Genomic DNA, 20483 nt, shown 5'->3' with positions numbered 1-20483 from the left:
GCCCGCCGCAAAGGCTTCTTCGTTTTCACGATGGCGGGCTGAAACCCGCCCTACGGTATGAAATGCCGCCAAGCGGCGTAAACACCGGGCCCACCAAGCATCCACCTCTCACAAAAAAATCCTGCCGGAGCAGGATTTTTTTGTGGTTGAGCGCCTCAGGCGAGGGCTTGATAGGCGGCTTCGATTTCCACCACCACGGCGGCATCGGTGAAGTCGCTGTATTTGGCGAGTGTCGCCGCGACGCCGTTGGCGTGCAGGTAGTACTCCATTTCTTCTGCCTGCGGGTCGTCGGCGTTGTGGTAACGCAGGGTAGCGGCGATGGCGCGCACGGTCGCGTCATGCGGCAGCTTGTATTCAAGCATGCCGTTAAGCGGCCTGATGAAGCGTTCTTGCGCACCGAGTTTGCGCAGTGGCTGGCGACCGACGCGGTCCACGTCGTCGTGCAGGTAGGGGTTTGCGAAGCGTTTGAGGATTTTTTCGATGTAGGCACGATGTGTGGCCGGGTCGAAGTTGTAGCGGCGGATGAGTACGGCGCCGCTTTCTTGCATCACGGCTTCGGCAGCGCGGCGTACGTTCTCGTCCTGCATGGCGTCGCCGACGGTGTGTTTGCCCGCCAGTTTGCCGAAGTAGGCCAGCGCGGTGTGGCCGGTGTTCAGGGTGAAGAGTTTGCGCTCGATGAAGGCCATGAGTTTGTCGGTCGGCAGCATGCCGGCGATGGCGGGCAGCGCGCCTTTGAATTGGGTGCTGTCCACGATCCATTCGCTGAAGACTTCGACGGTGACGGCGAGCGGGTCGTCGTTGCCGCCGGTGACGGGTGGGACGATGCGATCCACGGCGCTGTCAACGAAGCCGGTGTTGGCGCTGATAAGCGCGACGTCCTCTCCTGCGGCCGCGAGGACTTTTTCTTTGAGGTGGCTGCTGCCGCGCACCATGTTTTCGCAGGCGATGATGTTCAGCGGTGCACCGCCCGCACGGTAGCGGGCCGCGAGGGTACGGGCGAGTTGCGGCGCGATGATGTCGAGCACGGTCGGGCCGACGGCGGTAGTGACGAGGTCGGCTTCGGCGATGGCAGCAGTCATCACGGCTTCGTCGCCGGAGTGGACGCCGCGCACGTTTTCGACGGTTTCCAGGCGGTCCACACCTTCGCCGACGACGTGCACAGTGTAGTGATGGTCGCGGTTCAGACGGTCAATGACGGTGGTGTTGATGTCGGCGAAGGTGACTTCGTAGCCGGCTTCGGCAAGGATTTTACCGATGAAGCCGCGCCCGATGTTGCCACCGCCGAAGTGTAGTGCTTTTGGCATGTGTCCCCCTTAGTTGCGGCTGAGGATGTCCAGCACCGCTTGCGGGTCGCTGGTGATTTTCAGCATTTCGATGTCGTCTTCGCTGTCAAGCGCGTTGGTGAGCGCGGCGATGACGCCGATGTGTTCGTTGTTTTGCGCGGCGATGCCGATGACGAGGTAGGCTTTGTCGCTGTCGTTCGTGCCGAAGCTGACGCCTTCGGGGTATTGGCAGAAGACGATGCCGGTTTTCAGTACGGCGTCTTTGGCGACGAGGGTGCCGTGCGGGATGGCGATGCCTTCGCCGAGGTAGGTCGAGCTGTCGTTTTCGCGGGTGATCATCGCTTCAACGTAGTCGGGGGTGACGAAGCCGCCTTCGACGAGTTTGCGTCCGGCGAAGCGGATGGCTTCTTCTTTGCTGAGGGCGCGGCGGCCAAGGAAGATTTGTTCCGGGCCGAAGGCGTAGCGCGGGCTGCCGCCTTTGTTGCTGCGGCTGTCTGCGGCAGCGGGCGGGTGGTGGCCGACTTTCAGCTTGGCGACGACCTGGTCGTAGAAAGCGCGGTCGAGGAAGTTGGTGAGCGGGAGGTGCTCGGCCTCGGGGCGCAGGGCTTTGGCGCGCGGGGTGAGGTCCTGGTGGGTGATGACGAGGCGGGCATCGGCGGGCAGGTCGTTGATGGCGCAGTTTTTCACGTCAATGGCAAGCCCCGCATCCTGCACTTTTTTGCGCAACATGCTGGCGCCGGTCGCGCTGGATCCCATGCCGGCGTCGCAGGCGACGTACACGGTTTTCAGGTCATCATACTGATGCGTATCGGTACCGGCGCCCAGTTTCAGGGTCTGCATTTTGTCACGCGCGGCGGAGAGTTCTTCGTCCCCGCTCGCCGGCATACGGCGCACAAAGAAGCTGGCGACGAGGAAGGACACCGCACAGGCGGCGGCAACGGAGCAGAGCACACCGAGATAGGTATCTTTCGGGGTCATGGCCATGACGGCGATGATGGAGCCGGGCGAGGCGGGCGAGACAAGGCCGGCGTGCATAACGGTGAGGGTGAAGACGCCGGTCATGCCGCCTGCAATCACGGCGAGCAGGAGGCGCGGGTTCATCAGCACGTAGGGGAAGTAGATTTCGTGGATGCCGCCGAAGAAGTGGATGATGGCAGCGCCGCCTGAGGTCTGCCGTGCCGAACCTTTGCCGAACAGCATGTAGGCGAGCAGTACGCCGAGGCCGGGGCCGGGGTTGGCTTCTATCAGGAAGAAGATGGATTTGCCAACGTCGTGCGATTGCTGGATGCCGAGCGGCGAGAAGATGCCGTGGTTGATGGCGTTGTTGAGGAACAGCACTTTGGCAGGCTCAACGAAGATGGAGGTCAGCGGCAGCAATTCGTTTTTGACGAGCACGTCCACCCCCGCCGCGAGCAGGCCGGACAGCCCTTTCACCGCCGGACCGATGGCGAAGAAGGCGAGCAGGGCGAGAATCATGCCGATGATGCCGGCGGAGAAGTTGTTGACCAGCATCTCGAAGCCGCTCTTGATTTTGCCGTCCACAGCGCGGTCGAAGGTTTTGATCGCCCAGCCGCCGAGTGGGCCGACGATCATCGCACCGAGGAACATCGGGATGTCTGAACCGACGATGACGCCCATCGTCGTAATTGCGCCAACCACCGCGCCGCGATCACCGCCGGCGAGTTTGCCGCCGGTGTAGCCGATGAGCAGCGGCAGCAGGTAGGTAATCATCGGGCCGACGATGCCTTTGCCTTCGTACTCGCCGAAGCCGCCGAGGACGGCCACAGGGAACCAGCCGGTTTTGATAAACAGGGCGGTAATAAAGCCCCAGGCGATAAATGCGCCGATATTCGGCATCACCATATTGGAAAGGAAGCGGCCAAATTGCTGCACCTTCAACTTCGTGGATTCAGAAAACATCAAGCCTCCGCAGGTTATTTCGCATAAATGAACAGAACTTTACGTTCTACCGTCGCGCATCATATAGCGGGGGGGCGGTGAAAGCTATACGGAAAGACGGAGAAGAGGGCCGCCAAGCGGCGTGGTTACTGGCCCCAGCGGCGTAAATGCTGGGTGCTCCAAGTCGCTTATCCGCCCAGGCTGCCCAACACCGGACAATCGGCAGCGTCATGCGCCCCGACGTACACAATCGACTGCAAAAAGGCGCGGATTTCCATGAGCTGCGCAATCTTCTCCTCCACCTGCTGCAACTGCGCTGCCACCAGTGCATCGGCGCGGTCATGCTCTGCTGGATGACTTTTCAGCCGCTGCAACAGGCGGATGTCGTCCAGCGCGAAGCCCAGCGCACGGCAGGATTTGATGAACGCCAGCGCGTGTAACGTCGCCTCGTCATAAATGCGGTAGCCGTTGGCGGCGCGCTGCGGCGGCGGTAACAGCCCGCTCTTTTCATAAAAGCGCACCGTCTCGGCATTCACCCCGCTACGCGCACTCAATTCCCGGATTTTCATCTGCTTGACCTCGTAGTAACTACGGACTTTACCATGCCCATCACAAACCACCGCGAGGAAATCGCCATGAACAATCACTCCCTGCGCCTGCCCGCCGTGCATGGCCACCGCCACAGACATACGCACAGCCACGTCCCGCAGAACCGCAAAATCCTGGCGCTGAGTTTCGCCATCATCACCGCCTACATGGGCGTGGAATTGCTCGGCGGCTGGCTCTTCCACAGCCTGACGCTGCTCGCCGACGCCGGGCATATGGCGAACGACAGCCTCTCGCTCTTCCTTGCCCTGCTCGCCCTCTTCCTCCCGCCGCGCGGGCAGAAAGGGTTTGCCCTGCTTAACGGCGCCTCGCTACTACTGGTGGCCGTGCTAATCCTGCATGAAGCGTGGGAACGCTGGGCATCCCCCACGCCCATGCTGGCCGGGCCGATGCTGGCGGTGGCATTCGCCGGCCTGCTGGTCAACCTTATCGTCGCCCGCCTGATGCTGCACGGCGATCATGGCAACCTCAACGTCAAAGCCGCCTACCTGCATGTGCTGGCCGACCTGCTCGGCTCGGTGGTCGCCATCGTCGCGGGCCTATCCGCCTGGCTGCTCGGCTGGCAATGGGTCGATAGCGCAGCCAGCGCCCTGCTCGCCCTCTTCATCCTGAAAAGCGGCTGGCAGATCAGCTACCAGGCTTGGCGGGAATGGCGCTGAAAAAGAATCGTCGTGTGCATGGCAGATATACAGGCCAAGCAAACCGGCCCCACTTGCTCCCGCTGCACCGCCCCGGCAAAATCTGACGCAATTTCCACTCACAGAAACCCTCATGCCCCAATTTATTCCCGACCTTGACGATCCGCGCACTCATGGCTGGGGCGGGCGTGAATACAGTAGCGACAAAAGCGCTGCCTGGACGATGCTGTTGATCTTGCTGCCTGTCGCCATCCTCTTCGCCATCCCCGTCGCCTCGGTATCAGGCTTCGCGCACTATTTCATCCCATGCGTGGGACTCGCGCTCTGTGCCTTTGCCATCCATGACATATGCACTACCCATGGTGTGGACAACAAACCCCGCGCCCCCGCCATCGTCTGCGACCCGCAGGGTCTGACCGTCTATACCGACAGGGGAAGAATCTACGAACAGTGGTGCTGGCAGGACATTGATAGCGTCAGTGCCCACATCGACTATCTACGTATCAGTCATCTGCGCATTATCCTGCGTAGCGAAGCGCCACAGACCTTTCGCGATTTTCACGACTATCGCTTCAACGAAATCCATATTTACACTGAAATTGCCGCCGTTGCCACGGATTTCCTGCATGGCACACCTCCGCCAGCCCCACCCGCGCTGCCGGCTTACTTCAGCCATACCTGGAGCGAAACGCAGCCGGCCATCGTCTGGACAAGCATCGGCCACCTCTTGCTGCTGCTATTGGCGCTGGCTGTCTGCTGGCCTGGCATCGCACAGCACTTGTACGATATTTTTCCTGCCAAGAAAGTGCACGATATGCTGGAAAAAAGCATAGCCATTGCGCCATTAGCCGGTTTTCTCATCCTGACCATCCTCATCACTTACTACCGCAATTACATCCTGCACAAAGGCGCTTGCCGCCAGATCACCATCAATGCCAGCGGTCTGCATTTCCTCAAAGCTACCGATGACGACATTATCGGCAACCCACTGACCCTGTATTGGACGGACATCACCCACATCGAACCCTGTATCGAAGAACAGAAAGATGACAATGGCGATATTAGCCGCCGCTACTACCTGCGCATCCGCGACCGCCTCAGCAACCACTACAAAATGGATGTTGGCTACCTGCCTGATGTTGAGAACAGCAGCAAGGAAATTGCTGCCGCCGTGGATGCTGTCATCCACAGCCGCCCGTCACCACCACTTACAGCGGAAAACGAACCCACCTTTCCTACCACAATACCGCTCATGACTATCCGTCTTTTCTGGATAAACGTCCTGCTTACCACTGTAACTACCCTCGGCATCGGCAGCTGCCTGTACCTGCACCGCTGCCTCACCTTCCCCAGCGATAAAACCCTGCATATCCTCGCCTGCGCCTGTATCACCCTAACCTGCGTAACGTTCTTCATCGAAGTTGACTACTACCAAAACAAACGGCGCTGAGTTGAGCAGCTGCCAAGTGGGATAAACACCGGGTTTACGCTGCACAACCTAATACCGCCCCGAAGGGCGGTTTTGGGTATCCGCCGGAACTATGGCCGACGTTCAAGCCGCTGCCGATGCGGTAGAACTGCCCACCGGCGACGTAGTGCAGGGTTTTGAGATCGTCGCCGACATCATCGAAGTGCCAGTGCCCGTCGCGGAAGATGCGTTCATCCGCCCAGGCGGCGACGGCTTCAGCGAGGAAAAGGTCGTAGTTTTCCTGATTATGCGGCTCTGGGATGAGGCGGCAGATGAGGTAGGCGGCGCAACCTTTAATGAGCGGGGTGCCATGCCCTTCCGGATAGAAGGTTTCGGCGCCGCAATCCGCCAGTTTGTGCGGGTTGTTGCGGCCACTCGTGCTGCCGAAGGCAACGACTTGTGCGGCCTGCCCCGCAAACGGCACTTGTACGCCGAGGTAGCCGCTTTCTTCGATGAGGCGGCGGGTGTAGGCAGCGCGGTCAATGATGGCGGTGATTTTGGTTGGCGCGAAGTTGAAGAGACCAACCCAGGACGCGCTCTTAGACCGTGCAGGATGCGAGCGCCGATTTTTTCGCCGGGGCGGTCGCTGTCCGGGCGGATAAGCAACGGCGGACGGAAGATACGCAGGCGCGAGTAACCAAGCGCAGTGATCGCCTCTTCCAGCGCGCCTTTCATGCGCGGATAAAAGAAGGGCGAGCGGGCATTGGCGCCGGCGGCAGAAACCAATACCAGTGTGCCCGCACCGTTTTGCCGGGCGGCACGGGCAAAATCAAGCGCGGCCTGGTCGTCAATTTGCCATTGCGCGTCTTTGCTGCCCGCTGCTTTCAGCGTCGTGTCGAGGCAGATGAAGACGGTATCGCCGCGCACTTCGTCCACCCATTGCTGCGGCTGATGGAAGTCGATGACGTGATTGTGCAGCTTGGCGTCGATCACATCCGGAGCACGGCGACCATAGCTATCGATACGTTCTACCGCCGGGGCAGAGGCAGCAGGGCGCGGCCAGTGGCGCCCGTCGCGCCGATGATGAGGGTTTTCATCAATTACCTTGCAGAGTGATGAGGAAGAGGTTGTGATTGGGGCAGCGGCGGGATTTTCAATTGGCAGGGTTAACCATCGCACCCGCCAAGCGGGATAGCGGGTTACTCCGTTACCCGCTTCTTTGTCGCAACGCTTTAGGTTTTGCGACCAAGCGGCTATATTGCGCGCCCATCATTACTCACACCCCTAAGGAGCATCCCATGTGCGGAATCGTCGCCGGCGTTGCTGAACGCAACATCACCCCCATCCTGCTTGAAGGCCTGAAACGCCTCGAATATCGCGGCTATGACTCGGCAGGACTCGCCATCTGTCACGATGGCCGCATTGAGCGCTGCCGCGCCGTCGGTAAAGTGGCGAGCCTCGTCGCCAAAGTACAGGAAGAGCAACTCAGCGGCACGAGCGGCATTGCCCACACCCGCTGGGCGACGCACGGCGTGCCAAGCGAACGGAATGCCCACCCGCATATGAGCGGCGATCGCATCGCCGTCGTCCACAACGGCATCATCGAAAACTACCAGGAAATCCGCGACGAGTTGCGCACGCGCGGCTACACCTTCCACAGCGACACCGACACCGAAGTCATCGCCCACCTCATCGACAGCCATTACCGCGACGACCTGCACGCCGCCGTGCTCGCCGCTACTGCCTGTCTGCGCGGCGCCTACGCCATCGCCGTGCTCGCTGCCGACCGTCCCGGCGAAATCATCGCCGCCCGCCACGGTTCGCCGATGGTCATCGGCCTCGGCATCGGCGAACACTTTGCCGCCTCCGACATCTATGCCCTCCTGCCCGTCACCCGCCGCTTCGTCTCCATGCAGGAAAACGATAGTGCGCGCATCACAAAAGACGGCTACCAGATATACGACGCTTTCGGTGCCCCCGTCTCCCGCGTCGAAAGCGAAAGTGAACAAAGCGCCGACCTCACCGGTAAAGGCGGCTACAAACACTACATGCAAAAAGAAATCTTCGAACAGCCGACCGCGATTGCCGACACCCTCGAAGGCCGCCTCGCTCACGGCGAACTGCATCTCACCAGCCTGCGCCCGGAACTGCTCGCGAGCCTCGCGCGCACGCGGCAAATCCACATCATCGCCTGCGGCACCAGCTACCACGCCGGGCTGGTCATGAAATACCACTTCGAACAAAACAGCATCCCGACCAGCGTTGAATACGCCAGCGAATACCTCTACCGCCCCATCGCCGTGCCGGCAGACACCCTGCTTATCACCCTCTCCCAATCCGGCGAAACCGCCGACACCCTCGCCGCATTAGAAAAAGGCAAACAGGACGGGCGCTATCTCGACAATCTCGCCATCTGCAACGTTCCCGAAAGCGCGCTGACCCGCGCCGCCGCGCACACCATCCTCACCCGCGCCGGGCGGGAAATCGGCGTCGCCTCCACCAAAGCCTTCGTCACCCAGCTTGCCGTGCTGCACCTCGTCAACGCCATCATCGCCGAACTGCAAGGCCGCGCCTACAGCCGCGAAAGGCTCGCCGCCTTCGACCGCCTGCCGCGTGAATTGCACGACATCCTCGCCCTCGAACCCGCCATCGCCCAAGCAGCGAAAAGCCTCGAACACCGCCACGGCTGCCTCTACCTGGGGCGCGGCGAAAACTACCCGCTCGCCGCCGAAGGCGCGCTCAAACTGAAAGAACTCGCCTACATCCACGCCGAAGCGCATCCCGCCGGCGAACTCAAACACGGTCCGCTGGCGCTGGTGGACGAACACATGCCCGTCATCGCCCTCATCAAACACGACGCATTGGCTGAAAAAGTCATCAGCAACCTTGAAGTCGTGCAGGCGCGCGGCGGCCGCCTCATCCTCTTTGCCGATGACCGCGTCGCCCTCGAAGGCTTCCCCAGCGCACAAATCATCCGCCTCGGCCAGCTTGACGACCTCACCGCCGCCATCGCCGGCATCATCCCGCTACAACTTTTTGCCTACCACGTCGCACTGCTGAAAGGCACGGACGTAGACCAGCCGCGCAACCTCGCCAAATCGGTGACGGTGGAATAAGGTCGTACAAAGAGACTGCCTGGTTGCAAAATCGGGCGTATACCCATTCCCTGATAGCAGAGCCATCATCCTTGCAGAAACCATCGCCAACAGCCCCAACGTGAACATCTCCAAAGCCTGCGAAGAATGGCAGGCGGCGTACATCCTGAACAAAAAGACGGTACCACCGCCAGGCGAGATGGTGCAGCTGATAGCGTAGAGAGGCGGACATATCGGACGCAAACCCGACGGCGAACCGGGGGTAGTTAAATAGCAAAAAAACAGTAACCATCAAAATTATGACCTATCCAGCCCATATCCGTAAAAAAATCCTTGCAGAACTCGAAGATAGCACCTATCGCGAAGTGGCAGCCAGACACCGCATCAGCCCCAACACCCTTGCTACCTGGAAGAAACAGCCACAACCCAAAGGCAGCCGCCGTTCTACGCCCCGTCTTCTCACAGAAGAAGTCATCCGGCAAGACGTCGCCGAGCACCCTGATGACTATCAATGGGAAAGGGCTGCACGTTTGGGCTGCTCGCAAAACGGCATCTGCAAGGCGCTCAAACGCTATCGCTTCACCGTTAAAAAAAAGACTTCCGCCACCGCAAGGCAGACGAAGAAAAACGCCGTGAATTCCCCGAAGTAAAAAGTGTCTATGAAGCACGCCTGCATCCATTTGTTTATATCGATGAAAGCGGCTTCAGAAAAGACATCTCCCGTCCTTACGGCTATGCACCACGCGGGCAAAAATGCGCAGGCGTATCCGGATGGAGCAAGGCACAAACCAACGTTATAGGCGCCCTGTGTGGCACCGTGCCATTTGCTTTCACTGCCTTTGATTGCAGCATAGACAGCGATGTTTTCCACACATGGGCGACAGAAATACTGCTGCCGGAACTGCCCGCCTGCAGCGTGATCGTGATGGACAACGCCTCCTTCCACAAACGGCAGGACACGCTGGATGCGTTACAGGCTGAGGGACATACGGTGCTGTGGCTTCCGCCCTATAGCCCGGATTTCAACCCGATAGAGAAGACATGGGCATGGATCAAACGGTTGAGGAAACAATGGCGGTTGGCTGATGTGAATGCCCTGCTGTTTTGGTTCTTTACTCTCGTTATTAGCGATTCGACTATAGAGAATGGCACAAAAGACATCGTACAAGTCCACTTTGCGCGGTGCTGTGCGTTTATGGGCACTTTCCAAAAGAGGGAGAAGGGGGCAAATTGTGTGCGACTTAAATATCGCTTGGGTAGGCTTTCCTGTTCATGCCGATAGTTTATAGCAGAGATTATGAACACGTTTTAAGCCTTCCCCACGGGGGAAGAATTTTTTCTGTGCCAAGCGGCATAAATGCTGGACTCGACGCGATTACAGGGGATTTTTTGTCGCGTACGAAGGGACTGATACTTACACAAGAAAAAGAGGGGAATCCATTGGGTTCCCCTCTTTTTTGCCGTTAGACAGGGTTTATTTTTGCAAACGTTCGGATTCGGGAATTTTGGCTTTGTGTTTGCCTTCTTCGATGGTGGTGATAACCAGCAGGATGATGGCAATCACACCGCCCGTGACCATAACACGGAAGCCACCGTCCCAGCCGAAGCGATCCGCCGCCCAACCGATAACAGCAGACGCAGCCACGGTGCCACCGAGGTAACCGAAGAGACCTGTGAAGCCTGCGGCGGTACCAGCAGCTTTTTTCGGCGCGAGCTCCAGGGCGTGCAAACCGATGAGCATAACCGGGCCGTAGATGAGGAAGCCGATGGTGGTCATCAGGATGAAGTCAGTGAGCTGGTAGGGGTTTTCGTACCAATGAGCGTAGTTGGCCAGTTGGTCTTCCGGGGTAGCCGGGTTCAGCCACAGAGCAACAACGGCGGCAGTGGTCATTATCATGAAGACAACACCGGTCAGGCCACGACGGCCTTTGAAGAGTTTGTCCGATACCCAGCCGCAGAGCAGTGTGCCCGGGATAGCGGCGAGTTCGTAAATGGTGTAAGCCCAAGCGGTGCCCTTGATGTTGAAGTGTTTAACTTCACCGAGATACACCGGTGACCATTTGAGTACGCCGTAGCGAATGAGGTACACAAAGATGTTGGCAAAGGCGATATACCACAGCAGACGGTTCTTCAGAACGTAGGTCAGGAAGATTTCTTTAGTGGTGAGGTTCTTTTCTGCCGTTTTCTCGTCGTAGTTTTCTGGGTAGTCGTTTTTCCACTGCTCAATCGGCGGCAGGCCGCAGGATTGTGGGGTGTCTTTCATGACGAAGTACACTGGCACGGCGAGCAGCATAGCGACTACACCTGGATAGTAGAGAGCTTGTTGCCAGACGTGCATGGCTTTGACGTCGGTAATTTCCGGGTGATTTCTGGCGAAGATGAAAGTAGCAAGCAGAACCATAGCGCCCGGCATCATGCCGCCGAGGTTATGCGCGCAGTTCCAAATGGACACGATGGTGCCGCGTTCTTTTTTTGACCACCAGTGCACCATAGTCTTGCCACAGGGCGGCCAGCCCATGCCTTGGAACCAGCCGTTGAGGAAGATGAAGGCAAACATGATAGCGACGCTGGATGTAGCCCAGGGCGCAAGGCCCATCAGGGTCATGCACAGGCCGGACAGCAGCAAGCCGCAGGGCAGGAAGGCTTTGGGGTTGGAACGGTCAGAGATAGATGCCATCAGGAATTTGGACAGGCCGTAGGCAAGACCAGTACCGGTACCGATGATACCAAGCTGGGTTTTGGTGTACATTCCAGCTTCAATCAGACCTTTTTGCGCAAGGTCGAAGTTACCACGCACGAAGTAGTAGGCGGCGTAACCGAAGAAGATGCCTGCGAATACTTGCCAACGCAGGCGACGGTAGGTGGAATCGACTTTGTCAGCCGGTAAGCGAGGGGCATCTGACGATGGTTTGAATATGCCAATCATAAGGGCTCCAAAGGGGTTAACAGGATTGAAACGGCATGTCATGCCGCATCTTGGGCGCGGATTGTAGTGGTTTCTCGGTGAAGTACCAAATTTTTGTGATTGTCGCGTGAATTTACGTTTTTTTCTGGGGATTCGCAGCGGCGGTCAGCGGAGGGTACGCAATATAATCCTGGGGTAGGCGATGCCATATTTTATTTGAGGAAACTGCTGTGATTTCCACACGAATTAAGGCGGTAGGGCAGATAATGATGTCCGCCGCGCCGGATATTGATCTCTTTGGGCACGACCAGTGATCTATGCTAGGGGCGCATATAAAAAAACCGGAAGGCGTTGTCGCTTTCCGGTCTTGATATGTCGTCATGTAGGAGTTATTCGCCAGCGACGACGCGCACCAGCACTTCGGTGCTGATACCGGCGAAGAGGTGCAGGGAGATGGTGTATTCCCCAATCTCGCGGATGGTGCCGTGCGGCATCATCACTTCGCTGCGGGCCAGTTTCAGTCCTTGTTGCATGGCGGCATCGGCGATGTCTTGGGTGCCGACGGAGCCGAACAGTTTGCCTTCGTCACCGGCTTTGGCGAGGATGGTCAGTACTTTGCCAGACAATGCGGCGGCGCGTTGTTCGGCATCGGCCAGTTTGGCAGCTTGCTGTTTTTCCAGCTCGGCGCGGCGGGCTTCAAAACGCTCAATATTCGCTTTGGTCGCTTCGGTAGCCTTGCGTTGCGGAATGAGGAAGTTGCGGGCATAGCCTGCTCTGACGTCCACACGGTCGCCAAGTTCGCCCAGTCCGGCCACTTTTTCTAACAGGATGATGTTCATGCGTCCTCCTTAGTGCTGGTCGGAATAGGGCAGAAGCGCCAGGAAACGTGCACGCTTGATAGCAGTCGCGAGTTGGCGTTGATAGAACGCGTTGGTGCCGGTAATGCGTGCAGGGACGATTTTGCCGGTTTCGCTGATAAACGCTTTCAAGGTTTCAAGATCTTTGTAGTCAATTTCTTTCACGCCTTCGGCAGTGAAGCGACAGGTTCTGCGACGTGCCATGATTTAGCCCTCCTTCTTCTTGCTTTCGGCCATCGGCGAGGCTTCGGTAACGGCTTCGTCGCGACGGATGGTGAGGTGACGCAAAATGGCGTCGTTGAAACGGAAGCTGGTTTCCAGTTCTTCCAGTGTTTTGGCATCACATTCGATGTTCATCATCACGTAGTGCGCCTTGACCAGCTTGTTGATCGGATAAGCCAGCACGCGGCGGCCCCAGTCTTCGAAGCGGTGGATTTTGCCACCGGCGGCTTCCACGACGGCGCGGTAACGTTCGCTCATCGCATTGACCTGTTCGCTCTGGTCGGGGTGGACCAGGAAAACGATTTCATAATGTCTCATCAGAAGATTCCTTATGGATAAACAAAGCCGCCATATGGCGGCAAGGAAATGCCGGTGAACCGGCAAGTGCGCGGATTATACGGAAAAGCCGCCGCAAAACAAACTTTCCCGCCAGCATCGTTCATGCTACCGTGCCGCGCCGTATCCAACCGGGAACCCTTATGGAAGATTTTGACCCCCACCACATCCTCTGCTACGACAGCGAATTCGTGCGTGAGCACAGCTACATCCCCAAACTCGCCCTGGTACAAACCTGCCAGCCGGGCAGCAGCGCGCATTTGTATGACCCGCTGGATGGCGCAGACGCTGTGCCGTGGCACAACATCCTGCATCACTCCGCGCCTGTTGTCCTGCACGCTGGCGCACAGGACCTCGAACTCATGCAACTCTGTGGCGGCGCACTGCCGCGGACTGTGCGCGATACTCAAATCGGCTTCGCCCTCTGCTCGCCGTATCTCGCTGTTAGCTATGCGCAGCTCGTCGAACACTTCCTTGGCATCAGCCCGGACAAAAGCCAGACCCGCAGCGACTGGCTAGCGCGCCCGCTTAATGCCGAACAGCGCGCCTATGCTGCCGCCGATGTCGAACTGCTTGCCCGCCTCTATCCCTATCTGGTCGCTGAATTGCGCCGCTTGAACCGCCTGGGCTGGTGGGCGGAAGAAAACGCGGCGTTGCTAGCGCGGCAGACACGTCCGCGCGAACCCTGGCACTGGTACCGCCTGCAAGGCGCACCACAACTGCGCGCAAGCGACCGCCGCGTCGCGCAAATCCTTACCGAAGCCCGCGAACGCCTTGCCGCTGCGCAAGACCTGCCGCGCCGCACCATCATGAGCGACCGCCAGCTCATCGCTATCGCGCAAAAACAGCCGCCAACCCTCGAAGCGCTTGCTGAATATCTGAGCGCAGACCACCCGCTCTGGCAAGAGCTGCCCTACCTTAGCGAGCGTTTTGCCGCTGATACGCCCCCGCCCGCCCAACCGTCCAGCCCGCGACTCAGTCATACGCGTCGCCAGCAGTACGAAAAACTCTGCCGCTATGTGGCCGACACCGCCATTGATCTTGGTATCCACCCCGACCTGCTCGCCACCGCGCGCACCCTCAAACACTTCTGCGCCAATCCAAGCGCCGACAGCCCGCTACTGTATGGCTGGCGCGCTGCCTATCTGCGTGAAGAACTGCAAAAACTGCTCTGACCATGCGACTCTGGCATCAGACCCTTATCCCCCACCTGCCCCGCCAACAACTGCTGGGGCAACACCGCGAATGTGCAGCCCTGCGCGGTAACGGCTGGGGACGGGCACACGCGACCGTTAACTACGTCTTCACCCACAGCCCCTACCTGCTCTACGCCTACCATCGCCTCATCATGGAAGAAATGCGGCGGCGCGGCTACCATCCTGACCCCGTCTGGGACGAACCGGGCCATCGCGGCAAAAACCGCGCGCCTTACCACGACCTGCCCGCCGTCGCTGTCGCCAACCCTATCTATCCCGAACACGATGCCGCCTACCTGCGCGAATGTTTAGACAACCTCGCAGGCAAAGGCATCCATTATATACACGACTACCCACCAACCCCCGGAGTCCCACCCATGACCTACCGCGCCATCTACAGCGACATTGACGGCACCCTGCTCAACCGCGCACACCGCATGAGCCCGCGCACCCTCGCTATCACCCAGCGACTCGCCCAAGCGGGCATTCCCATCATCCTCGTCTCGGCGAGACCGCCGCTGGCCATCACCCCCTTCACCGACGCCATTGGTGGCAAACAGCCGCTCATTGCCTTCAACGGCGCCCTCATCCTGGATGGCGATCTTAACGAACTCTACAGCGTCACTTTGGACGACGCCGACCTGCACCACCTCGAACCCCTGCTGGAAAACGACCCCGCCATAACCTCTATCAACTACTACCAGGGCACGCACTGGTACAGCCCAGATCCAGATAACTTCTGGACAGTGCAGGAAGGCGACATCACCGGTCTGCGTGCGACAAAACGCCCCGCAAGCCTGACTAACGTGCATAAAATCCTCGTCATGGGCGACGCACCCGTTATCCGCGCCCTGCAAGAGCGGCTCAAACCCCAGTTTCCGCACCTCGAAATCCACCGCTCCAAAGACGAATACCTTGAAATCGTCAACAAGCGTGCGACCAAAGCCCAGGCCATCGCCTTCATGGGCGGACGTCTCGGTGTCCCCGCCGCTGAAAGCGTAGCCTTCGGCGATAACTACAACGACCTCGACATGCTGCGCTACGCGGGCTACAGCGTGGCGATGGGCAACGCGCCAGACGACATCAAGGCCGAGTGCAGCATCGTCACCGCATCGAATGACGAAGATGGCTTGGCACAAGTGCTGGAACGGCTATTTCCCGCTTAAACCGAATGACAACAGCGGGAAGTTATCCCGCTTGGCGACCGCCAGACGCAAAAAAAGCAGCACGAATTCGTGCTGCTTTTTAATTATGACCGGATTCTCTTCCTGATAACGATAAAAGTGCTGTATATCGGGTAAAACAGGCAAGTCAGCACCATGATTATTCCGCATAAGCTACTAATAGCGTTCAGCCATATCCTTAATTCCCCAAGCGGATATGAGACGGGACGCATAATGGATTCTACCGATGCAAAGTCATCAGAGTTTTGGGGCTCCAAATAATAGTCAAATAAAGGCTCTGTATATATCCGGATAATTGGGATCGCAATGATTATTGCCAGGATAATTCTGGTCGCCAGTGAAAGTCTGACCAGTCTTTTGCCGAGCGGGATATACAGCGATATTCCCGCCACCAAAAAGCAAGTCAGGGTTGGGATGCCCCAGTATTCCTGGTACTCCGGCGGGCGCCCGCTTACAAGGTAAAATAAATGATAGCCAAAGAAGTCATAGAAGATAGCCGCATAGTAGAAGGCGATGACGATCATACCCGCCACTCCCGCATCGCCACCACAAGGCGGACAAACAGGTTTTCCGTGTCATGCGAGCCGGGGGCACACTTTGGAAAGTGAAGACGGGGCGGTAAAGATTTCCTGGTCCGGTCATGACAGTATTGAAGACGATTTTGCCGTAGCAACTGCTGGTGGCAGCGATGGAGCGTCCTTGAAATATACTGCCGTCGGCGAGGGCGAGAATGCGTTGGTCTGCATGAGCAGCGGCTCCAGTTTGTGCAAAAACGCGCGAATTATACTGCCATGACATTTAGAGGTGACGCTGCTATGCTGACCGCCCATTTTTTTCCGAACTGCTGCACCATGTTCCGTTATCTTCCGCTGGCCGCTGTTTTATTGTCCGCATCTACCTTCGCGCAAAATACCCCGGTAACGGCCAATCCCACCCCGAATAACGACAACGCATTTGACCTCACCCTCACCTCGCTCGACAGCAGCAAGCCTGATGACGAGATCCCCTTTGAAGCGCTGAAAACCTTTGTCGATGTCTTCGATACCGTGAAAGGCAACTACATCGAAACCATCAGCAATGAAGCGCTAATGGAAAAGGCTATACGCGGGATGCTCGTCCGCCTTGACCCGCACTCGGTCTATATGAATGACAAGGAATACCAGGACTTTGAGCAGCAAAGCGACGGCCAGTATGCGGGCATCGGCGTCGTCCTTGACATCAAGGCGGGCTCGATGCGCGTCGTCTCGGCGATAGAAGGCTCGCCTGCGGCGCGTGCCGGCATTCAGAGTGGCGACATCATCGCTCAGGTAAACGGGCAAAACGTCGCCGACCTCACCCTGAATGAAACTGCCAAACTGATGAACGGCGAGGCGGGTACCGAAGTCAAAATCATCGTGCAGCGCGGCGACAGCATCGTCGAATACAGCCTGCTGCGCGAAATCATCGCGACGAGCAGCGTCAATTCGCGCATCCTTGCCGACGAATATGCCTATCTGCGCATCAGCCAGTTCCAGGACGACACCACCGAAGCGCTGGAAAAAGAAGTCGCCGCGCTGCGCGTCAAACACACCCTGCGCGGCGCTATCATCGACCTGCGCAACAACCCCGGCGGCTACCTCGACAGCGCTGTCGCCACCGCCGATCTTTTCCTCAACAATGGCCCCATCCTCTATGTGCGCGGTCGCGATCCTGACCAGGAAGAACAATACCTCGCGAGCGATGGCGACATCCTCGCAGGGCTCCCCATCGTTGTCCTCGTGGACGAGGGCTCGGCATCCGGCTCAGAAATCGTCGCTGGTGCCCTGCAAGACCAGCGTCGCGCCGTCATCGTCGGCCAACCAACCTTCGGCAAAGGCAGCGTGCAGACCGTCATCCCGCTCTACCACGGCGGCGCCGTCAAACTCACCACCGCGCACTACTACACCCCGTCCGGCAATTCCATACAGGTAAAAGGCATCACCCCGCAAGTCATCCTCACCCCGCTACGCGTGCAGCCGGCGGAAAACGAAGGCATCAGCGAGCGGGAAAGTTCGCTGCCTAACCATCTCATCAACCCCACCAACCAGATAACCGCTCAAAACCCGCAAAGTCCCGATCTCGCCAAACAGGATTTCGCCCTCTACGAAGCGCTGAACGTGCTGAAAACCATGGCCATCCTGCAAGCCACCATCGCTCCGGAAACCCAGCTACCTGCCAACGCTGTACCGCCTGCGGAAGGACAAGCGGCGGATAGTGCCCCCACAACACAGGCCGCAAAGACTACGGACAATACCACTAACAAAAACGCCGGGAAGACAGAAGCAAAACCTGCGGACAAAACAGAAACACAGAAAATCCCGGCTGGATTCAGCCGCTGATACCAATTCCAGGGCTAAGCTGAGAAGGTGGCGCGGCAAAAACAGTACAGATAGTACGGCGCGGCTTTCCCATATAAATTGCTGCGCGATTTTTATGGGAGATCAGTGAGGCACGCCAACACACTTGGATTATTTCCAGGATTGGTATAACAGGAGAATCCATGAACAATACCCATCACAATATCACCATCACCGTTGCTGACATCACCACCCTGCATGTGGATGCTATCGTCAATGCCGCCAACGAAACCCTGCTCGGCGGTGGTGGTGTGGACGGTGCTATCCACCGCGCCGCTGGCCCGGAATTGCTCGAAGAATGTCGTGGGCTCGGTGGCTGTACAACGGGTGAAGCAAAAATCACTGCGGGCTACCGCCTGAGCGCTCGCTACATCATCCACACCGTCGGCCCCGTCTGGCACGGTGGTGGACACCGCGAAGCTGCGCTGCTCGCTGCCGCTTACGCCAATTCCCTGCGTCTCGCCGCAGCACACCACGTGCGCAGCATCGCCTTCCCCTGCATCAGCACCGGCATATACGGCTATCCGGGCAAAGAAGCGGCGGCCATTGCGCTGAAAACCGTACGCGATACCCTGCCGCAATGCCCGTCTATTAATCCCGCGCGTGATAATTCAGGGCGAAACGCGTTATAAATCGGATTTTGGAAATCCGCAAATATGGAAACATTGTTGCGAATGTTGGAAAAGGCCGCCGGTGAGGGCGGCTTTTTTTGTTAGCGGTAGTTTCGGATGACGAGTTCGCCACTGGGTGCTTTTCCTTTCGTCCGGCTCATGGTGTAGGTTAGCTGCAGCGGGGATTGTTCGAAGGCTTTGAAGAGTGTGCGGATGTCGGGGTGGTCGTTGATAGACAGCATCATTTTGCCTTTGCAGGTCCCCATCATTTCGGCCAACAGTTGGTATTGTTCCCAGCCGAATGCCCTGCCGTAGCCTTCGCATTGCCAGTAGGGCGGGTCAGCGTAGAAGAAGCTGTGCGGGCGGTCGTAACGTTTGAGACAGCGGTCCCAGGGTTCGTTTTCGATATACACGCCGTCCAGTCTGCGCCGCGCTGCCCGCAGATCTTCAGCAATGCCGGCAATGCGCCATGCCCTTGCGGTGGTGGCCGTGCCAAAGCTCTGTCCGGTGGTTTTACCGCCGAAGGCGGTGTGTTGCAGGTAGTAGAAACGCGCGGCGCGCTGGATGTCAGTGAGGGTTTCGGAAGGGGTGCTTTGCAGCAGGGCGAAGGTTTGGCGGCTGGTCAAGGTCCATGCAAACTGCCGCATGAATTCGTCGTAGTGGTGTTGCAGGACGCGGTAGAGGTTGGTCAGGTCGCCGTTGATGTCGTTGAGCACTTCGACTTTGGCAGGCGTCTCGCGCATGAAGAATAGCGCTGCGCCGCCGGCAAAGAGTTCGATGTAGCAGGAATGGTCGGGGAAGAGTGGCAGCAGATGTTTGGCGAGGCGGCGTTTGCCACCCATCCACGGGATGATGGGACGCGGTTGTGTCGCTGCTTTGGTCGGCATGGATACCTCTTGCAAGTGTAGAGATTCTTCTTGTAGGCTTGCCGCCCTCTCGCGAGAGGAGCGGGCCTTGCTTGCAGCGGTGCTTTCGCTGTGAGGGCTGGCGCGGTGTCCCCACACTGCGCCGGTCGTCCGTTTGCTTGAGGCGGGATTATCCATGCAGCGGCGCTTGGCCGCGATCAGACTCGTTTAGGATTTCTCTATCGGCAGACGCAGCTGCGTGCGGCGCTGCATCAATGCCTGTATCTTCTCTTTGATTTTGAGGCTGTAGCCCTGGCTCCAGCCGTATTTGCGGTCCACGTCGCGGTAGTCCATGTAGCGCAGGTCGTGATACGCGCACAGCCAACGCGCGAAGTTGGCCGGATTCTTGGTGATGTAGATTTTTTCGCCGGCGAATGCCTGTGACAGGCGCACCAGCGTTTCGTGAATGGCTTTGCTGGCAGTGGCTTCGGTGATGCCCTCGCTCGTCAGGATCGCATGGAGGTGATCGGCGAGCGCGGCGAAAAACTCGCCGCTCACGTCAAACCGGGGTTCGGGGATGCTGACGCCCCATTTGAAATTGTCCCCGCTCATGGTTGCCCCAAGCCGCGCTTGGCGCGTTCATCACGCAGCCAGCCTTCCAGCATGTTGTAGAGCTTGTTGGTTTCTTCGTCCGTCAAATCGGCGACATTCCATTTGCCCAGGAATTTTTTGACGTAGCGGTTCAGGCTGGATTTATCCTTGCTTACTATCGCGCCAATTTTGCGCAGGTCGTACCACTTGGCGATGCAGGCGCGTTGCTGGCGGGTCAGCGGACGGCGTTCGTCCTTGAAGGCGCCAAGGTGGGTCATTTCAAAGATAACGCGGCTACGCTCTCTCATCGTCATGTGCTTGCTGCTGTCCTTGCCGGTCAGGCGGATGAGGAAAGCGCGGTAGGTGTCATCGTCCATACCCAGCTTTTTCTTGCCGATATGGATACGCGCGGATTGGTTGCCTGCATACATG

General features: G+C 58.3%; 21 protein-coding genes and 4 pseudogenes. 11 read left to right on the top strand and 14 right to left on the bottom strand.

Features of this window, described 5'->3' with window-relative positions; translation table 11 throughout:
- Nucleotides 1-155: 155 nt before the first annotated feature.
- The 3 genes from DY250_RS04465 to DY250_RS04455 all read right to left on the bottom strand — a co-directional run bounded on the left by DY250_RS04465 (nt 156) and on the right by DY250_RS04455 (nt 3751).
- On the bottom strand, nt 156-1304 hold the full coding sequence (locus tag DY250_RS04465; protein WP_115611151.1) for a mannitol-1-phosphate 5-dehydrogenase: 1149 nt from the start codon (nt 1302-1304) through the stop codon (nt 156-158).
- A 9-nt stretch (nt 1305-1313) separates the two neighbouring features.
- Nucleotides 1314-3203 carry a PTS mannitol transporter subunit IICBA gene (locus tag DY250_RS04460; RefSeq protein ID WP_115611150.1) on the bottom strand — a complete coding sequence of 630 codons (1890 nt, stop codon included), beginning with the start codon at nt 3201-3203 and terminating at the stop codon, nt 1314-1316.
- A 167-nt stretch (nt 3204-3370) separates the two neighbouring features.
- Nucleotides 3371-3751 (bottom strand): MerR family transcriptional regulator, encoded by a 381-nt coding sequence (locus tag DY250_RS04455; protein WP_115612772.1) that lies wholly within the window; start codon nt 3749-3751, stop codon nt 3371-3373.
- A 66-nt stretch (nt 3752-3817) separates the two neighbouring features.
- Here DY250_RS04455 and DY250_RS04450 point away from each other — a divergent pair, with 66 nt between their 5' ends.
- Both DY250_RS04450 and DY250_RS04445 read left to right on the top strand, forming a co-directional pair.
- Nucleotides 3818-4447, top strand: coding sequence for a cation diffusion facilitator family transporter (locus DY250_RS04450; RefSeq protein ID WP_115611148.1), 630 nt, complete (start codon nt 3818-3820; stop codon nt 4445-4447).
- Between the two features lie 112 nt (nt 4448-4559).
- Nucleotides 4560-5876 carry a hypothetical protein gene (locus DY250_RS04445; RefSeq protein ID WP_115611147.1) on the top strand — a complete coding sequence of 439 codons (1317 nt, stop codon included), beginning with the start codon at nt 4560-4562 and terminating at the stop codon, nt 5874-5876.
- Between the two features lie 34 nt (nt 5877-5910).
- Here DY250_RS04445 and DY250_RS04440 read toward each other — a convergent pair whose 3' ends face one another.
- Entirely contained in the window at nt 5911-6378 is a 468-nt protein-coding gene (locus tag DY250_RS04440; protein WP_245951150.1) for a flavin reductase family protein, read from the bottom strand.
- A gap of 62 nt (nt 6379-6440) precedes the next feature.
- On the opposite strand from DY250_RS04440, the gene DY250_RS13925 reads away from it, so the two are divergent.
- The 4 genes and pseudogenes from DY250_RS13925 to DY250_RS13920 all read left to right on the top strand — a co-directional run.
- On the top strand, nt 6441-6950 hold the full coding sequence (locus DY250_RS13925; protein WP_172542203.1) for a hypothetical protein: 510 nt from the start codon (nt 6441-6443) through the stop codon (nt 6948-6950).
- Between the two features lie 182 nt (nt 6951-7132).
- The gene (glmS, locus tag DY250_RS04430) at nt 7133-8950 is read left to right on the top strand and encodes a glutamine--fructose-6-phosphate transaminase (isomerizing) (RefSeq protein ID WP_115611143.1); all 1818 of its coding nucleotides are present in this window, start codon (nt 7133-7135) and stop codon (nt 8948-8950) included.
- A 278-nt stretch (nt 8951-9228) separates the two neighbouring features.
- Nucleotides 9229-9579: an IS630 transposase-related protein gene (locus DY250_RS04425; protein ID WP_218565537.1), complete on the top strand. Its 351-nt coding sequence runs from the start codon at nt 9229-9231 to the stop codon at nt 9577-9579.
- An 8-nt stretch (nt 9580-9587) separates the two neighbouring features.
- Nucleotides 9588-9998, top strand: a pseudogene (locus DY250_RS13920) (transposase); the annotation flags it as partial.
- A 69-nt stretch (nt 9999-10067) separates the two neighbouring features.
- On the opposite strand, the pseudogene DY250_RS14510 reads toward DY250_RS13920, so the two are convergent.
- From DY250_RS14510 to rpsF, 5 genes and pseudogenes are all read right to left on the bottom strand, one after another.
- A pseudogene (locus DY250_RS14510) lies at nt 10068-10203 on the bottom strand (IS5/IS1182 family transposase); the annotation flags it as partial.
- Between the two features lie 200 nt (nt 10204-10403).
- Nucleotides 10404-11855: a glycerol-3-phosphate transporter gene (gene glpT, locus DY250_RS04415; RefSeq protein ID WP_115611140.1), complete on the bottom strand. Its 1452-nt coding sequence runs from the start codon at nt 11853-11855 to the stop codon at nt 10404-10406.
- A 368-nt stretch (nt 11856-12223) separates the two neighbouring features.
- Entirely contained in the window at nt 12224-12673 is a 450-nt protein-coding gene (gene rplI / locus DY250_RS04410; protein ID WP_115611138.1) for a 50S ribosomal protein L9, read from the bottom strand.
- A 9-nt stretch (nt 12674-12682) separates the two neighbouring features.
- Nucleotides 12683-12895: a 30S ribosomal protein S18 gene (gene rpsR / locus DY250_RS04405; protein WP_006984037.1), complete on the bottom strand. Its 213-nt coding sequence runs from the start codon at nt 12893-12895 to the stop codon at nt 12683-12685.
- 3 nt (nt 12896-12898) lie between these two features.
- The gene (gene rpsF, locus DY250_RS04400) at nt 12899-13231 is read right to left on the bottom strand and encodes a 30S ribosomal protein S6 (RefSeq protein ID WP_006984038.1); all 333 of its coding nucleotides are present in this window, start codon (nt 13229-13231) and stop codon (nt 12899-12901) included.
- A gap of 161 nt (nt 13232-13392) precedes the next feature.
- Between rpsF and DY250_RS04395 the strand changes: the two genes are divergently transcribed.
- The 3 genes and pseudogenes from DY250_RS04395 (at nt 13393) to DY250_RS04385 (ending at nt 15611) form a co-directional block, all read left to right on the top strand.
- A complete protein-coding gene (locus DY250_RS04395; RefSeq protein WP_115611136.1) occupies nt 13393-14424 on the top strand; it encodes a ribonuclease D in 1032 nt (343 codons plus the stop codon).
- Between the two features lie 2 nt (nt 14425-14426).
- A pseudogene (locus DY250_RS14870) lies at nt 14427-14780 on the top strand (TIGR02328 family protein); the annotation flags it as partial.
- Between the two features lie 42 nt (nt 14781-14822).
- Nucleotides 14823-15611, top strand: coding sequence for a Cof-type HAD-IIB family hydrolase (locus DY250_RS04385; RefSeq protein ID WP_115612771.1), 789 nt, complete (start codon nt 14823-14825; stop codon nt 15609-15611).
- Nucleotides 15612-15694: 83 nt separating this feature from the next.
- On the opposite strand, the gene DY250_RS04380 is transcribed toward DY250_RS04385, so the two are convergent.
- Together DY250_RS04380 and DY250_RS14865 are read right to left on the bottom strand one after the other, a co-directional pair.
- Complete coding sequence (locus tag DY250_RS04380) at nt 15695-16153, bottom strand: hypothetical protein (protein ID WP_115611135.1); 459 nt, start codon at nt 16151-16153, stop codon at nt 15695-15697.
- Between the two features lie 84 nt (nt 16154-16237).
- A pseudogene (locus DY250_RS14865) lies at nt 16238-16427 on the bottom strand (carbamoyl-phosphate synthase domain-containing protein); the annotation flags it as partial.
- 17 nt (nt 16428-16444) lie between these two features.
- On the opposite strand from DY250_RS14865, the gene DY250_RS04370 reads away from it, so the two are divergent.
- Nucleotides 16445-17986: a S41 family peptidase gene (locus tag DY250_RS04370; RefSeq protein ID WP_245951023.1), complete on the top strand. Its 1542-nt coding sequence runs from the start codon at nt 16445-16447 to the stop codon at nt 17984-17986.
- A gap of 161 nt (nt 17987-18147) precedes the next feature.
- Complete coding sequence (locus tag DY250_RS04365) at nt 18148-18636, top strand: O-acetyl-ADP-ribose deacetylase (protein ID WP_115611131.1); 489 nt, start codon at nt 18148-18150, stop codon at nt 18634-18636.
- Nucleotides 18637-18716: 80 nt separating this feature from the next.
- Here the strand turns inward: DY250_RS04365 and DY250_RS04360 are convergent, their stop codons facing one another.
- The 3 genes from DY250_RS04360 to DY250_RS04350 all read right to left on the bottom strand — a co-directional run bounded on the left by DY250_RS04360 (nt 18717) and on the right by DY250_RS04350 (nt 20482).
- Nucleotides 18717-19502, bottom strand: coding sequence for a DNA adenine methylase (locus tag DY250_RS04360; RefSeq protein ID WP_177720002.1), 786 nt, complete (start codon nt 19500-19502; stop codon nt 18717-18719).
- A gap of 186 nt (nt 19503-19688) precedes the next feature.
- Complete coding sequence (locus DY250_RS04355; protein WP_115611129.1) at nt 19689-20072, bottom strand: Mor transcription activator family protein; 384 nt, start codon at nt 20070-20072, stop codon at nt 19689-19691.
- On the bottom strand, nt 20069-20482 hold the full coding sequence (locus tag DY250_RS04350) for a regulatory protein GemA (protein WP_172542201.1): 414 nt from the start codon (nt 20480-20482) through the stop codon (nt 20069-20071). Before DY250_RS04350 ends, DY250_RS04355 begins: the two co-directional genes overlap by 4 nt.
- Between the last annotated feature and the right edge of the window lies 1 nt (nt 20483).

Origin of the sequence: Cardiobacterium valvarum, from assembly GCF_900460955.1 — a bacterium.
Classification (GTDB): Bacteria; Pseudomonadota; Gammaproteobacteria; order Cardiobacteriales; family Cardiobacteriaceae; genus Cardiobacterium; species Cardiobacterium valvarum.
This window is presented reverse-complemented; position numbering and strand designations above follow the sequence as displayed.